Origin of the sequence: Microcoleus sp. D3_18_C4 (assembly GCF_036702355.1) — a bacterium.
Classification (GTDB): Bacteria; Cyanobacteriota; Cyanobacteriia; order Cyanobacteriales; family Microcoleaceae; genus Microcoleus.
Genome location: NZ_JAUBTF010000009.1, coordinates 105,905 through 120,819 on the forward strand (window position 1 = coordinate 105,905; position 14,915 = coordinate 120,819).

The following is a 14,915-nucleotide window of genomic DNA, read 5'->3' on the forward strand; positions in this document are numbered from 1 at the left end:
TCAACGAGAGAAGTTTAGGGCAACGGCTGCTTCAATGTAAAGCAAGGCATCGGGCGATTAAAAATCGCACTTCAAGAAACCTGCGGAGGCAGGTTTTGTCTGTGTAGGCGCGGTTTCAACCGTCCTAGGAAGGCTTAAATAAGGAGAGTTCATGAAATTAGCGATCGCAAAAGAAATAGCAGCAGGCGAACGCCGGGTGGCATTAGTCCCCGACGCTGTAGCCCGATTAGTCAAACAGGGCGTAGAAGTTTGGGTTGAGGCCGGTGCCGGCGCACAATCCTTTTTCTCGGATCTTGCTTACGAAGAAGCGGGAGCTCAGGTTGTCGCCGATACCGCTAGGCTGTGGGGCGAAGCCGATGTCGTCGTGAAAATCGGGGCCTTGCAAGAATCAGAAGTTCATCAACTCCGGGAAGGAGGCGTTTTCATCGGATTTTTGAATCCTCTGGGAGATCCAGCTTTAGTGCAGCGTTTAGCCGATCGCCAAGTAACGGCATTCAGCATGGAAATGATCCCGCGCACCAGCCGGGCTCAAAGCATGGATGCGCTGTCGTCTCAGGGTAACGTCGCCGGTTACAAAGCGGTACTGATCGCAGCGGCAGCTTTGCCAAAGTATTTTCCGATGCTGACAACGGCGGCGGGTACAATTCGCCCCGCGAAAGTATTGGTAATGGGTGTGGGCGTTGCTGGCTTGCAGGCGATCGCCACGGCACGTCGTTTGGGTGCGGTAGTCGAAGCTTTCGACATCCGCCCGGAAACAAAAGAACAAGTACAAAGTTTGGGCGCTAAATTCCTTGATGTCGAACTCAAGGAAGAAACCGTCGCCGCCGGAGGCTATGCAAAAGAACTATCAGAAGCAGCCAAAGAATACACCCGCCAAGTGCTCACCCAACACGTCAGCGCTTCCGATGCAGTTATTACAACCGCTCAAGTTCCCGGCAGAAAAGCACCTATTTTAGTTACTAGAGAAATGGTTTCTCAAATGAAGCCCGGATCGGTAATTGTTGACCTCGCGGGCGAACAAGGCGGCAATTGCGAATGCACGGAAGCGGGGAAAGATGTTGAATGGAACGGCGTTAATGTCATCGGCCCGATTAATGTGCCGTCGTCTATGCCTGTCCACGCTAGCGAAACTTACTCGAAGAATATCTCCTCTTTACTTCAGTTGATGGTGAAAGATAAGGAACTGAATTTGAATTTTGAAGACGATATCATTGCTGGTTCCTGTGTGGCTCGCGATGGCGAAATTAGTAACCAGCGGGTGCGGGATGCTTTGGCCGCTCAGGCTTCAGCAGTCAGTTAGATTCTGTCGTTATGAGGCAAAGTCCGGCAAGGGTTGAAACCCCTGCCTCAAAGCTAAAGTCCTCTTAAGAGGACTGAAGAACTGATTAAATATCTCCAAAAAAGGCTTTTTTGAACAGGCTTTCCGGCCTGTTCCACAAGAATTATTGGAGAGGTCTATTAGTCCTCTTAAGAGGACTTTGGCTTTGAGCCAGGGAATGAATTCCCTGGCGGATTCAACCGGGAACGAGTTATTTCCAATTACCAATTACCAATTGTCATGGCAGAAGGATTGATTGCAGGTTTAGTGGTGTTTACTCTGGCGTCGTTTGTGGGATTTGAAGTAATTAATAAAGTCCCACCGACGCTGCACACACCTTTGATGTCGGGTTCCAATGCGATTTCGGGAATTGCGGTTTTAGGTGCAATTCTGATTTCTGGTCAAGGTAATGTAACTGTTACTTCGATTTTGGGGACGATCGCGATCGCCCTGGCCACAATTAACGTTGTCGGCGGTTTCTTAGTAACCGATCGAATGCTGCAAATGTTCAAGAAAAAAGAGGTTAAAGCGTGAGCGATTTTCTGCCCAGTGGCATTCAACTAGGTTATTTAGTTGCCGCATCTTTGTTTATTATCGGTTTGAAACAGTTGGGTTCCCCTGCAACTGCCCGTCAAGGGAATGTGTTAGCTGCGATCGGGATGTTAATTGCGATCGTCGGTACGTTGCTGGAAAAGCAAGTAGTCAGCTACGAATTGATTGCTGTCGGAATTATCATCGGTTCCATTTTGGGAACAATTATGGCAAAAACCGTCGCGATGACGGATATGCCACAGATGGTGGGTTTGCTTAACGGTTTCGGGGGCGCGGCTTCTGCACTCGTTGCTGTGGGTGAATTCTGGCGCTATCTCAGCATCCCGGAATCGCCGGCGCCTGATGCGACAATCACGATCCTTTTGGGTGTGTTGATTGGCGGAATTACTTTCACTGGTAGCCTTGTGGCGTTTGCGAAACTGCAAGAATTGCTGCCGGGTGCGCCTATGACGTTTCCGCTGCAACAGCCGTTTAATGCCATGCTGGCGATCGCACTTTTAGCGGGCAGCGGTTATATGCTGTTTAACCCAGAAAATGTGCCGGTATTCCTGGCTTTGGTGGCGATTTCCAATATTTTGGGCATCATGTTTGTGCTCCCGATTGGTGGTGGCGATATGCCGGTGGTGGTGTCGCTGCTTAACTCGTATTCGGGGATTGCGGCGAGTGTGGCTGGGTTCATTTTGATGAACAATATGCTGATTATCGCTGGTGCATTGGTGGGCGCGTCGGGGATTATTTTGACGCAAATCATGTGCAAGGCGATGAATCGATCCTTGGGTAGTGTGCTGTTTAGCGCGTTTGGTAGCGGTGGCGGTAGTGCTGCGGCTGCTGCTGGGGCTGCTGGTGCTACTGACAAAACTGTTCGCAGCATCAATCTCGAAGAAAGTGCGATGATGTTGGGTTATGCGCGATCCGTGGTAATTATTCCCGGTTACGGAATGGCTGTAGCGCAAGCACAGCACGCGGTGCGCGAGTTAGCCGACGGTTTGGAAAAAATGGGTGTTGACGTGAAATACGCGATTCACCCGGTGGCTGGGCGGATGCCTGGGCACATGAATGTGCTGTTGGCGGAAGCAAACGTGCCTTATCCGCAGTTATACGACATGGACGACATCAATCCGCAGTTTGACGAAACTGATGTTGCTTTGGTAATCGGGGCGAATGATGTGGTGAATCCGGCGGCGCGTCACGATACGGCGAGCCCGATTTATGGGATGCCGATTTTGGAGGTTGATAAGGCTAAGCATACGATCGTAATCAAGCGCGGGATGAGTGCTGGTTTTTCCGGTGTAGATAATGAGTTGTTCTACAAGGATAAGACGATGATGTTGTTTGGTAGTGCTAAGGATGTGGTTGCGAAGTTGGTTTCTGAGGTGAAGCAGTTGTAGGATTTTGCAACCGCTGATGAAGGCGGATTAACGCGGATTAACGCAGATGATTAAACCCGGTTTCTTCTAGAACCCGGGTTTTTGTTGGGGTTTTGTTTTGATATCAATATTCTTCAGTCTCAAGCGAGAGGGATTTCGTTTGACTCTTAAGCGATTTCAATCGCCGAGTCTTATAAGCTAATAGTTTGTATGCAGCCGATTCTGGACTTCAGAAGGATCTGCTGTTTCAAAAAATAGTTCCAACGCTTCGATCATATTTCGTCGCGCTGCTTCTATATTGTCACCTTGGCTGGCAATATCAAGTTCTGGGCAAAGGGATATATATCCGTCGCCTTCTCGTTCAATAATTGCTGTAAACTGTTGGGTTGACTTCATAGGAAATTGGGTTGTAGGATGTATAGATAATTGTAGTGGCTAAATAACTGAATAAGTATGCTCAAGAAATCAGATATATACAGGCTTGTAAATGATTACATTGGAGTTGACAATGGATATTTGCATGGCTTTTCTTACAGAAATCACTACGACTTTTATCCTTACTACTGCGACTTAGAGATTAACGTAGAAGATTATGAACCTGGCACTACAAGAGAAAAGTTCATTCGCATACTTGAAGACGCAAGCCCGCTAGTTCAAGCTAAAATTCTAAAAGGCGTATTCAAAAAGTATCCTGTTTTATACTTTGAGGAAGGAGAGAGAGAGAGAAAGCAACTAATTTACGACGAGTATCAAGGAATCATAGCAAGACTCGAATTTTCAGTGCAGGGTGTTAGCAGTGAGGTGAAGAACCTGATATTCGCTGCAAATGGACCTAAGCCGGAAATTGTCTTAATGGATGCAATCAGTAATGAGATTAAGATTGTCAAAAATCAAGAATACTGTCTCGTATATGATAGACCCCTTTTTGAAAAAGGGCTGTTATGGGAAGAGTTAGTAGACTGGTGGCGAGACAAAAAAAAACTCCATAATCAGACACGTTCTGAGCAGCGTCATAACCTGTTCAATCGACTCAAAATATCTCTGGGGGGCAATCACCCAGAAAAGATTTTACTTAACACGTACTACAGCTATTTTTATGAAAAATTGACAGAAAAACTACCAGCACTAATTCCTCAAGTGTACTTGCATTATGACCCCTATACATGGGAACAGCTCAAAGGTGTAAAACGATTAAGCCGACAAAGAATGGATTTCCTGCTTCTCCTTCCTTACAGAAAAAACATTGTAATTGAAATAGATGGGAAGCAACACTATTCTGAAAATGACAAAGCCAACCCTCAACTATATGCAGAAATGGTTGCAGAAGATAGACGATTAAGACTTGCAGGCTATGAATTATACAGATTTGGTGGTTATGAGTTTTTGCATACTGAAGACGCAAAACAAACTGTGAAAAACTTCTTTGACGACCTATTTAAGTTACACTCCATTCTCTAGGCATTAAAAAAGCTCCCGCAGTGTGCGGACCCGATGCTTGTATCGGCAAGAAGGAAGATACCAGTTTGGTCTTTTGTGTACTAGCCTTTTGGGTGCAAATGATGTGCAAATTTTGCAAGACTTTCCTCATTTGAGTGCAGCAGATTTGGCGAATGCTTGGGCTTATGCTGAGGCACATCCAGAGGAAATTGAAGCAGCTATCGCTAGAAATGAGGCAGCCTAAAACATGGCGCGAATTTGCTATAATCTAACTACTATCAAATCCGAGCGATCGCACTTATGACTATACAAGAATTAGAAACTCAAGTCTTAACCTTAAATGCGGTTGATAAAGCTAAACTAATCAGCATCCTAACTCAAACTTTAACCAACGGTTCTCTAGGCATTAAAAAAACTCCCGGTGTGTGCGGAGGGGATGCCTGTGTCGGCAATACTCGCATACCAGTTTGGTCTCTGGTATGCGATCGACGTTTAGGTGCTTCCGATGGTATCATCCTAGAATCATTTCCCGATCTAACCGCCGCTGACTTGGTAAATGCGTGGGCTTATGCTGATGCTTACCCAGAAGAAATTGAACAAACAATTAGAGAAAATGATTGAGAGCGTAAACAATGACACTGAAAGAATTAGAAAAACAACTCCTTGCCTTAACTCCCGGTGAAAAAACTCAGGCAATACAGCTATTAGTTCAAAGTTTAAGCAATACTTGGCAAGGAATTGAAAAAACGCCGGGCGTGTGCGGCGGCGATGCTAGAATTGCCAATACTCGCATACCTATTTGGTCGATGGTAAATTATCGCCTTCTGGGTGCAAATGATGTGCGAATTTTGCAAGATTTTCCCCATTTGAGTGCAGCGGATTTGGCGAATGCTTGGGCTTATGCTGAGGCACACCCAGAGGAAATTGAAGCAGCGATCGCTAGAAATGAGGAAGATTAACAAATGGTGCGTCTTTATGCAGATGAAAATTTTCCACTGGTAATCGTGGAATTACTGCGAAATTTTGGTCACGATGTTTTGACAGTGCAAGAAGCTGGAAATGGTGGACTGGGGATTCCTGATGAAGATGTGTTAGCTTTTGCTATTAGCCACAATCGAGCCGTTTTGACGCGCAATTGGGATGATTTTAGACACCTGCACCGTTTGCAACCTGACCATAAGGGTATCATTATTTGCAAAGAAGATTTGAACACAGAGAGACAAGCTTCACTAATTAATGAAGCTATTTCTACGGTCGAAAATCTCACAGGTAAATTGATTAGAGTAATCCGTCCGCCGCAGTGAAAAAAAGCAGTAGCTTGCGGGGCGAGACGCCATCGCCCAAACCCATCCTACAAATCTTATAAATAAATCCCCCATTGCTCCCAAGATTAGGTAAAATTATTGGCGTGTCAGAGGATAAACTATATGCGCTTGGTTAAATATATTGCGATCGCCATTATCAATACTTTCGGTGTCGTCATCGGTATTATTTTGGTTGCAGTCCCCACAACAGTGGCTCAACCTTCCCTAAACTACCAACTCGCACTCTCTGAGCGACAGCCAGACGGCGAAACTCCTAAATCCCTTTCCGAACTCTACAAATTGCGCGATCGGCTGAAAGTACAATTAGATAACCTTGCGAAAACTCCCGACAGCAGCCCGTTTCCGGCAGAACTTTGGAAATCAGCAATCCACCGCCAGCAATCTCAAACTCTGACGCAGCAACTCCAAAACGTTCAAAGTCAGATTCAAATAGAAGAAACAGCCAAATATAATTGGGACGAGGCTGCTAAATTTGCCGCCCAAGCAGTCTTAATTGGACGCACTTCTAATCCTTCTTCTGCTACTTGGGAACAGTCGCAACGCCTGTGGCAAATTGCTATCAATACGCTGCGACTCATTCCTCACGATTCTTTTTTGGCCGATGGGGCGATCGACAAAACCATCGAATACCAAGGAAACCTCAGTGTCGCTACCTATGAAATGCAAGTCGCACGTTCTGTTGAGAAAATTAGAGCCGAGGAAGAAGAGATAAGAGAGCGAGCCCGCAAAGAGCAAGAGAAAAAAGAATTTGCTCGTCGAGAAATAGAGAGAAAAGAGCAAGAGAAAAAAGACCGGGCTAGAAAAGAACTGGAAAGGCAAGAATTTGAAAGGCAAGAATTAGCCAGAAAAGAACTTGAAAGGCAAGAATTAGCCAGAAAAGAACTTGAAAGGCAAGAATTTGAAAGGCAAGAATTAGCCAGAAAAGAACTTGAAAGGCAAGAATTTGAAAGGCAAGAGTTAGCCAGGAAAGAACTTGAAAAGCAAGAATTAGCCCGAAAAGAACTTGAAAGACAAGAACTTGAAAGGCAAGAGTTAGCCAGACAAGAACTTGAAAGGCAAGAATTAGCAAGACAAGAATTAGCCAGACAAGAACTTGAAAGGCAAGAATTAGCAAGACAAGAATTAGCCAGACAAGAACTTGAAAGACAAGAGTTAGAGAGAAATCAGCAAGCAACTTCTCAACCAACTCCTGAATCAACTGCAACACCAACTCCCGCCCCAGCTACGCCTGCTGCGTCCCCGCCGAACTTTTTCTTTGCGGGAGATACTAACAGAGATGGGCAAATTAACCAGCAAGACGAAGCTGGAAAAGAACAATGGTCTTTGTCCAAGGGCGCGCTAATTTCATTTAACGATCGCAATAACGATCGCGGCAAGATACCGACTTGGAAACAAACCAAAGTTAACGCTCCCCGCCGTGCAGCGATGCTTTCTCAAGTTAACTTAACACTGTCGGAAAACTTCAAAACCTCTCAGTTATTTATCACTGCTGACAGCATTGCTAGTTCTCACATCAGCGTTTTTCAGAAGACGGGCGACGGCTGGCAACCTGTAGATATATCCGGTGCTAAACCTCTAGTTTTCAGCACGAATATTGTTTTAGGTGTGGAAGCAAAACAATTTGCCGATCGCAATTGGAACGGCACTGTAAATCTCAAAGCAACTGCCCAAAACAACGGTCAAGAAATCGCCTCTACAACCATCCAAATGGGCGTTAGTCCTTGGATGATACCGCCCAACACAGCGCCAGTAACCGAAGTTCAGGTCAGCGACAGAGGCGCGGTAAACAGCGAATTTATCTCGCAACTAAAACAAGCAGTAGAACCCACGGGCGCTAAAGTCAAAGTTCTCCAGGGCGATCGCACTTGGATGCAAGATACCCAGAAAAACGGCTACGTTCAATTGCCAGAAGAATCGGATATACGCCTGTTTAATGTCGCCCTAAAAAGCAATAGCGAACCAGAGAAAAACCCCCCTGTTAAATTAACTCAAGACCGGGATTTGAAAGTAGTTAAAATTGGCAATCCTCGTTCTTTAGACCCTGTAAGTCAGTGGTCTGACGGATACGGCAATTTGCAGGTTACACCGCCGATTCCCGGACACCCAATGGGTCGAGTTTATTACGGGAATTCGGGAAATGCTAGTTTTAATCCAGAGGTACTTGATTTTATTCAAGCTCAGAGAATTCAAGGGCCACCAGTGGATATTGATACTTCTTGGCTTTTGACTCGCCAAGTAGATGAAATCATCAATTTTATTCCCACTCAAACTCCCGGACAATATGTAATGACGATCGCCAGTCCAGAAGGTGGAGTTAAGCTGTTGGAAGAATTGGAGGGAAGAGGTTACGGCGATGTGACGATAAATCGTGGTTTGAGCACTCAAACAACTGTCAGCGCCGCCTTGAAAAACCGTGCTTTAATTCAACACAATCTCTATTTGCAAAAGCAGAAACTTAATCCGATTATAGAGAAGTTGAAAAGAGAATTTTTACTCCGAGACGACCAAATTATTCAAGTTCCGGTGATGTTTGGCTACAGCGGTTATGCTTGGTGGCCAAATATGGTCAATTCGGTGCCAGTTAACGGCAAGTTGTTAGTTTCCAATCCGCGGGGGCCAATGATTGAGGGTGTAGATTACACTCAGGAAAGATTGCGCCAACTGCTGCTTCCTGCTGGCGTCAGCGTTAGTTTTCTGGATGACAGGTATTATCAAGAATTGAAAGGAAACGTGCAGTCGGCGACGAATACTGTGAGGAAACCAGAAGAGCGGCCTTTTTGGCAGTCTTTGCCTAATAATTACTAATTGGGAATCGGGAATGGGGAATCGGGAATCGGGAATCGTGAATTAGGAATTTGTAGGGGCGGGTTCACCAACAATACTCGCCTGTAACGAACAATCTCGTAAACCCGCCCCCACCCAACTGTAAATCGCTAACTAATATCATGGCAGGTTTGTATGCAGATGAACAATCTTCCTTCTAACTTTTGCCTAACGCTCGATAATTAATCCGTGTATCCGTGTCAAAATCCGTGTCGTGCCTTCTTCCTTATGCTAGATAATTTAAGTGCAGGCGATCGCACCAGTAACGTAAAATGTCTAAAAGCGGTCTTTGTAAAATAAATTTAGCCCCATGAGCGACGAACAGGAAAAAAAACAAATTTTGACTCAGCCACCGGAAACAATTTCCACTGCCAGCGATGAGTTCGATCGCACTGCAATTGCCAGTGCCGATGCAACTTCCGCACCAGCAGAAACTCCCGCAGAAATTGCCACGCCCGAAGATATTTCAGCGCCAATCGACGAGGCCGAAACAATTCCCGTTACCGCCGATAATACGCCGGAAACAACTCAAATTACAAGTTATCCGCCTCCAACAATTCCAACTGCCAACCCGGAACCAAAACCAGCTCGCTCCTGGCAAATCTTAGCAGTTTTTCTCAGCGGAATCTTAGTCGGTTCCGTCCTTAGTCTCGGCAGTTTGCTAGCGTGGAGAATGTATCAGGAAAGAGCGAACCTTCAAATCAAACTACCCGCTGACGTACCCCTCCCCGAAAGCCCTCCAACCGTCGCAGCAGCGCCCGCCAACCGCCAGCCCGGACTTCCCCCAGCACCCGGAGTGGCACGGCCCGCCACAATCTATCCGTCGCCCCGTCCCACTCAAATACCCTCTGTGTCTGGCGTTCCCCAACTTGCTTCGCCGTCGTCACCGTCGCCGTTGCCTTCTCCTTCTCCTTCTCCCGCTGCGGTTGAAACCCCTGTAACCGAGCGAGTTTACTTTCAAGCTGGTGCTACGGGAACTACTCTGAGCAATAGTTTGCGAGCCAACATATCCAGGCGCTACTTACTGGAGTGCAATAGCGGCCAAAGCATGACAATTAATGTTCAAGAAGGTCAAGTTAGCGCCGCAATTATTGCTCCTAACGGTGAAAAGTTAGGTACTGCTGATAGCACAGGTCAGTGGCAAGGTCAATTAGCGAGTAGCGGCGATTATACTATTGAAATTTCAGGCGATCGCCAAGCAAACTACCAAGTTAAGATTGAAGTCAAATAGCAACTATAATTGTATCAGGGGGTAGTTACACAATACATAAACCCGCCCTGGTGGCCAATTACAAATTACCCATTACTAATTACCAATGGTTGCACAAATATCTCCAAGCATCTACGAAGCAAAAACCCAAGAAATTGCCAAAGAAATCCTGAAGGCAACTCAAGACAAAAAGCGATCTTTTTTCGGTCAACTCCAAGACCAAATGCGTTGGGACGACAAACTAATGGATTGGGCGATGGCTAGCCCCGGACTGCGGGTGCAATTGTTTCGATTCATCGACTGTTTGCCGGCACTCCGCAGCAAGCCGGAAATTGCCCGCCACCTGCAAGAATACCTGACCGCCCAAGAGGTAGAATTGCCCGAAGCTTTGAAAAAATTGCTCAATTTTACTAACGCTGATTCGATTCCTGGACAATTGGCTGCGACGACGGTTGCGCCTGCGGTGGAAACTTTGGCGCACAAGTATATTTCTGGGGAAAATATCAAGCAGGTAGTTAAAACTTTAGAGCGACTTCGCAAAGATAAAATGGGTTTTACAGTTGACCTTTTGGGGGAAGCTGTCATCACTGAAACTGAGGCGCAAATTTATCTTAACCGCTATTTGGAATTGATGGAGGAGCTGGCGAAGGCAGCAAAAAATTGGTCGCAGGTAGATGCAATTGACAAAGCTGATGATGAAACTTTGCCGCGAGTGCAAGTATCCGTAAAATTAACGGCTTTTTATTCTCAGTTTGACCCGTTGGATGCTAAAGGTAGCGAAGAGAAAGTAAGCGAGAGAATTCGCCTGTTACTGCGCCGCGCGAAGGAATTGGGCGCGGCTGTTCATTTCGATATGGAACAGTATGCTTATAAGAGTTTGACTCTGAGCATTCTGAAAGACTTATTGTTAGAGGAAGAGTTTCGCAGTCGCACAGATATTGGAATTACATTGCAAGCATATTTGCGCGACAGTGCCGAAGATTTGAGAAACCTGATTTCCTGGGCAAAAAAACGCAAAAATCCGGTAACAGTGCGGCTGGTAAAAGGCGCTTACTGGGATCAGGAAACTATCAAAGCAATGCAGAAAGATTGGCCACAGCCGGTCTACAATGACAAAGTTGCTACCGATGCTAATTTCGAGCAGATGACGCAGTTGCTGCTGGAAAATCACGAATATTTGTATGCAGCTATTGGCAGTCATAATGTGCGATCGCAAGCGAGGGCGATCGCCATTGCCGAAACTCTCAACATCCCGCGCCGCCGCTTTGAAATGCAGGTACTGTATGGCATGGGCGACAAATTGGCTAAGCTTTTAGTCGATCGGGGTTATCGCGTCCGAGTCTACTGCCCCTACGGCGACTTATTGCCGGGAATGGCTTATTTGATCCGCCGTTTGCTGGAAAATACCGCCAATAGTTCTTTCATCCGGCAAAGTTCCGAAGAAATGCCGATCGAACAATTGTTAGCCGCGCCCGTTGCTAACGGAAATGACCAGCTAGTTTACAGCAAAGTATTTCCCAACGTTGCCGATACCGACTACGCCAAGACCAAATTGCGGCAACAAGCAGAAACAGCCATCAAATCAGTGCGCGCCAACTTAGGTAAAACCTATTTACCGCTAATCAATGGCGAGTACCAACATACTGAAGCAACAGTTAATTCCCTCAACCCTTCCAATCCCACAGAAGTAGTTGGCAAAATCGGATTGCTTTCCGAAGAACAGGCCAAACAAGCCCTGGAAGCAGCAAAATCAGCCTCTACGAGTTGGCGAAAAACCCCCGTCCGCCAGCGCGCCGGCGTCCTCCGCAAAGCCGCTGAGTTGATGGAACAGCGGCGGCACGAACTGTCCGCTTGGATGGTGTTTGAAGTCGGCAAACCCGTCAGAGAATGCGATGCAGAAGTCTCCGAAGCTATTGATTTTTGTCGCTACTACGCCGACGAAATGGAACGGTTAGACCAAGGAAAAAATTACGATATTCCCGGAGAAACTAACCGCTACACCTATCAGCCACGCGGCATTTCTTTAATCATTTCACCTTGGAATTTCCCCCTCGCAATTCCTGTGGGAATGACTGTTGCCTCGCTGGTGGCAGGTAATTGTACTTTGCTCAAACCAGCGGAAGTTTCCTCAGTAATTGCAGCGAAAATCACAGAAATTTTGCTAGAAGCCGGAATTCCCAAAGGCGTATTTCAATACGTGCCTTGCAAAGGTTCAACCGTCGGCGCTTACATGGTGAAACATCCTGACGTTCACATGATTACTTTCACAGGTTCTCAGGAAGTTGGCTGTCAAATTTATGCCGATGCTGCGATTTTGCAGCCTGGACAAAAACACCTGAAACGAGTAATTGCTGAAATGGGCGGCAAGAATGCAATTATTGTCGATGAAAGTGCGGATTTAGATCAAGCAGTTGCAGGCGTAGTTTATTCGGCTTTTGGCTACAGCGGTCAAAAATGTTCCGCTTGTTCGCGAGTAATTGTGGTCGAATCGGTGTACGATAATTTTGTGGCAAGATTGGTAGAAGCGACGCGCTCGCTCAATGTCGGCCCTGCAGAAAATCCCGGCACTCAAGTCGGCCCTGTGATCGATGCAAATGCCCAGTCGCGCATCCGCGAATACATCGAAAAAGGTCGCGCCGAAGCTAAAATAGCTTTAGAAATGCCGGCACCGGAAACCGGTTATTTTGTCGGCCCAGTCATTGTTACGGAAGTATCGCCGACAGCAACTATCGCCCAAGAAGAAATTTTCGGCCCGGTTTTGTCGGTGATTCGGGCAAAGAATTTCAGCGAAGCGATTGTTATTGCTAACGGCACGAATTTTGCTTTAACCGGCGGATTGTATTCTCGCACGCCTTCGCATATCGATCGAGCCGCATCCGATTTTGAAGTCGGAAACCTGTACATCAATCGCGGAATTACCGGGGCTGTGGTATCGCGGCAACCCTTCGGAGGATTCAAACTTTCGGGAGTTGGTTCTAAAGCGGGTGGCCCGGATTATTTGCTGCAATTCCTCGAACCCCGCACCATAACCGAAAATATTCAGCGGCAGGGTTTTGCGCCGATTGAAGGAGTGGATGATTAATCATTCCTTTGTTCGCAGTGAGGACTGAAGTCCTTTCTCTGGCTGTTAAGTTAGTAGGGTGCGCTAGGCGCACCCTACGGGGGGGTAACAGAAAAAATTTGTGCGAGATTAGCTAGTTATAAAATGGAATCTACGAAAGATCGCGATCGACTAAATTCTCACAACCCTTCACTTGACAAGTGGCTGCGATTTTTAATTATAGCCGTATTAGTCATAGGCATTTTATTTCGATTCGCCAATCTCGATCGCAAATTTTACTGGATCGACGAAACATATACTTCTTTGAGAGTTTCTGGCTACACCGAAGTCAAAATAATCAAAGAAATTTCGTACCAGAAAATAACCTCGCCTGCGGATTTACAAAAATATCAGCAGATAAATTCCGAAAATACTTTAAGGGATACCCTGAATTCTTTAGCAACAGAAGACCCCCAACACCCCCCTCTGTATTACGTACTAGCGCGATATTGGGCGCAATGGTTCGGCAGTTCCGTTGCCGCAATGAGAAGTTTGGCCGCCGTGATTAGCCTGCTAGTATTTCCCGCAATTTATTGGCTGGCTTGGGAGTTATTTGAATCTTCAGCAGTAGCGTGGATGGCGATCGCACTTTTCGCAATTTCTCCCTACCACATCCTATTTGCCCAAGAAGCAAGACAGTACAGTTTGTGGACATTAACTACTATTTTATCCAGTGCAGCCTTGCTGCGAGCAATGCGCTCTGACCAAAATCAAAACCCTGTCGCCTTCGTTCTTTCCTGGGCGCTTTATGCAGGCACAGCAACACTGGGATTGTACACCCACTTGTTATTTGTCTGCGTCGCGGCAGCCCACGCAATCTACGTCGCAGTTATTGCCAACTGGCGCGATGTGAAAACATTCATTTCCTATTATGTAGCATCTTTAATCGCTTTGATCTGCTTCATGCCTTCCCTCGTAAATACTGTAGAAAACTTCAATCAAGTTAGAAGCACAACAGCATGGGCAGAACAAACAAATTTCTTAAGATTAGTCAGCAGGTGGGTTGGTTCCATCACCATAGCATTTTTTGATATTGGCATTGATGGAACTGCCAACGCCACAGAACTAGCCTTGCTAATTCCAGTTGGTATTATGATTCTAGCTTTAGTCGGCTATGCCCTTTATTATCTATGCCGACAAACACCAAAGCGAGTGTGGTTGATTGTATTGTTATTAATTGCAACAACTGCTTTGTTTTTAGCAGTGCCTGATATAATCAAGGGTGGAAGGCGATCGGGAAATCCGCGATATTTAGTTCCTTGTTATGTGGGAATTCAGCTAGCAGTGGCTTACCTGCTGTCTGCGAAAATTAGTAACAATTTGGAGAAGTTCAAACAGCAAAAACTGTGGAAAATAGTTATAGTGGCAGTTTTTTCCGCAGGTATTATATCCGGTGGAGTTAGTTCTCAAGCAGATATTTGGTGGAATAAAGGCAGCGGTTGGTTGCGTGCCTTGGAAGTAGCTGGGACGGTCAATCAAGCCAGCAATCCCCTATTTATCAGCGATGCCAATATCGCATATATCATGCCTTTAAGTTATTACCTAGAACCAAAAGTCAAACTGCTAATAGAACCCCGCTGTTACACTTCTTGCTACAAAAATCGAGAATTGGCAAAGAAAAAACCCCAACCCCCGCAAATTCCCGGCGGTTTCAGTGAGCTGTTTTTATACAGACCGTCCTCTACTTTGCGATCGGCAATTCAGCAACAAAACTATCAAATAGATCCGGCTGACACTAATGTTGAGCTTAATCTGTGGAAACTTACCAAAAAATAATCTAAAA

At 46.1% G+C, this 14,915-nt stretch carries 13 protein-coding genes; 12 read left to right on the forward strand and 1 reads right to left on the reverse strand.

Translation table 11 applies throughout. The annotated features are described in order from the left end of the window. The first annotated feature begins 151 nt into the window (after positions 1-151). The 3 genes from QUA90_RS06805 (at position 152) to QUA90_RS06815 (ending at position 3,258) form a co-directional block, all read left to right on the forward strand. Entirely contained in the window at positions 152-1,300 is a 1,149-nt protein-coding gene (locus QUA90_RS06805; RefSeq protein ID WP_333331059.1) for a Re/Si-specific NAD(P)(+) transhydrogenase subunit alpha, read from the forward strand. Positions 1,301-1,558: 258 nt separating this feature from the next. Next, positions 1,559-1,852: an NAD(P) transhydrogenase subunit alpha gene (locus tag QUA90_RS06810; protein WP_006633295.1), complete on the forward strand. Its 294-nt coding sequence runs from the start codon at positions 1,559-1,561 to the stop codon at positions 1,850-1,852. Further along, on the forward strand, positions 1,849-3,258 hold the full coding sequence (locus QUA90_RS06815; RefSeq protein ID WP_333385516.1) for an NAD(P)(+) transhydrogenase (Re/Si-specific) subunit beta: 1,410 nt from the start codon (positions 1,849-1,851) through the stop codon (positions 3,256-3,258). Before QUA90_RS06810 ends, QUA90_RS06815 begins: the two co-directional genes overlap by 4 nt. A 177-nt stretch (positions 3,259-3,435) precedes the next feature. Here QUA90_RS06815 and QUA90_RS06820 read toward each other — a convergent pair whose 3' ends face one another. After that, positions 3,436-3,633 (reverse strand): type II toxin-antitoxin system HicB family antitoxin, encoded by a 198-nt coding sequence (locus QUA90_RS06820; RefSeq protein WP_333331053.1) that lies wholly within the window; start codon positions 3,631-3,633, stop codon positions 3,436-3,438. 57 nt (positions 3,634-3,690) lie between these two features. Between QUA90_RS06820 and QUA90_RS06825 the strand changes: the two genes are divergently transcribed. The 9 genes from QUA90_RS06825 (at position 3,691) to QUA90_RS06865 (ending at position 14,908) form a co-directional block, all read left to right on the forward strand. Further along, positions 3,691-4,695, forward strand: a complete 1,005-nt coding sequence (locus QUA90_RS06825) for a hypothetical protein (RefSeq protein WP_333444543.1) — start codon at positions 3,691-3,693, stop codon at positions 4,693-4,695. Positions 4,696-4,798: 103 nt separating this feature from the next. After that, the gene (locus QUA90_RS06830; RefSeq protein WP_333385519.1) at positions 4,799-4,918 is read left to right on the forward strand and encodes a hypothetical protein; all 120 of its coding nucleotides are present in this window, start codon (positions 4,799-4,801) and stop codon (positions 4,916-4,918) included. A 56-nt stretch (positions 4,919-4,974) separates the two neighbouring features. Then, positions 4,975-5,295 carry a DUF433 domain-containing protein gene (locus QUA90_RS06835; protein WP_333331047.1) on the forward strand — a complete coding sequence of 107 codons (321 nt, stop codon included), beginning with the start codon at positions 4,975-4,977 and terminating at the stop codon, positions 5,293-5,295. Between the two features lie 11 nt (positions 5,296-5,306). Further along, positions 5,307-5,633 (forward strand): DUF433 domain-containing protein, encoded by a 327-nt coding sequence (locus tag QUA90_RS06840; protein WP_333385525.1) that lies wholly within the window; start codon positions 5,307-5,309, stop codon positions 5,631-5,633. 3 nt (positions 5,634-5,636) lie between these two features. Beyond that, positions 5,637-5,978 (forward strand): DUF5615 family PIN-like protein, encoded by a 342-nt coding sequence (locus QUA90_RS06845; protein WP_333385528.1) that lies wholly within the window; start codon positions 5,637-5,639, stop codon positions 5,976-5,978. A gap of 123 nt (positions 5,979-6,101) precedes the next feature. Continuing rightward, positions 6,102-8,804, forward strand: coding sequence for a protein-arginine deiminase family protein (locus QUA90_RS06850; protein ID WP_333444545.1), 2,703 nt, complete (start codon positions 6,102-6,104; stop codon positions 8,802-8,804). A gap of 328 nt (positions 8,805-9,132) precedes the next feature. Beyond that, entirely contained in the window at positions 9,133-10,053 is a 921-nt protein-coding gene (locus QUA90_RS06855) for a hypothetical protein (RefSeq protein ID WP_333444547.1), read from the forward strand. 85 nt (positions 10,054-10,138) lie between these two features. Then, positions 10,139-13,114, forward strand: coding sequence for an L-glutamate gamma-semialdehyde dehydrogenase (gene pruA / locus QUA90_RS06860; protein WP_333444549.1), 2,976 nt, complete (start codon positions 10,139-10,141; stop codon positions 13,112-13,114). 123 nt (positions 13,115-13,237) lie between these two features. Next, entirely contained in the window at positions 13,238-14,908 is a 1,671-nt protein-coding gene (locus QUA90_RS06865) for a glycosyltransferase family 39 protein (protein WP_333444551.1), read from the forward strand. Positions 14,909-14,915: the final 7 nt, after the last annotated feature.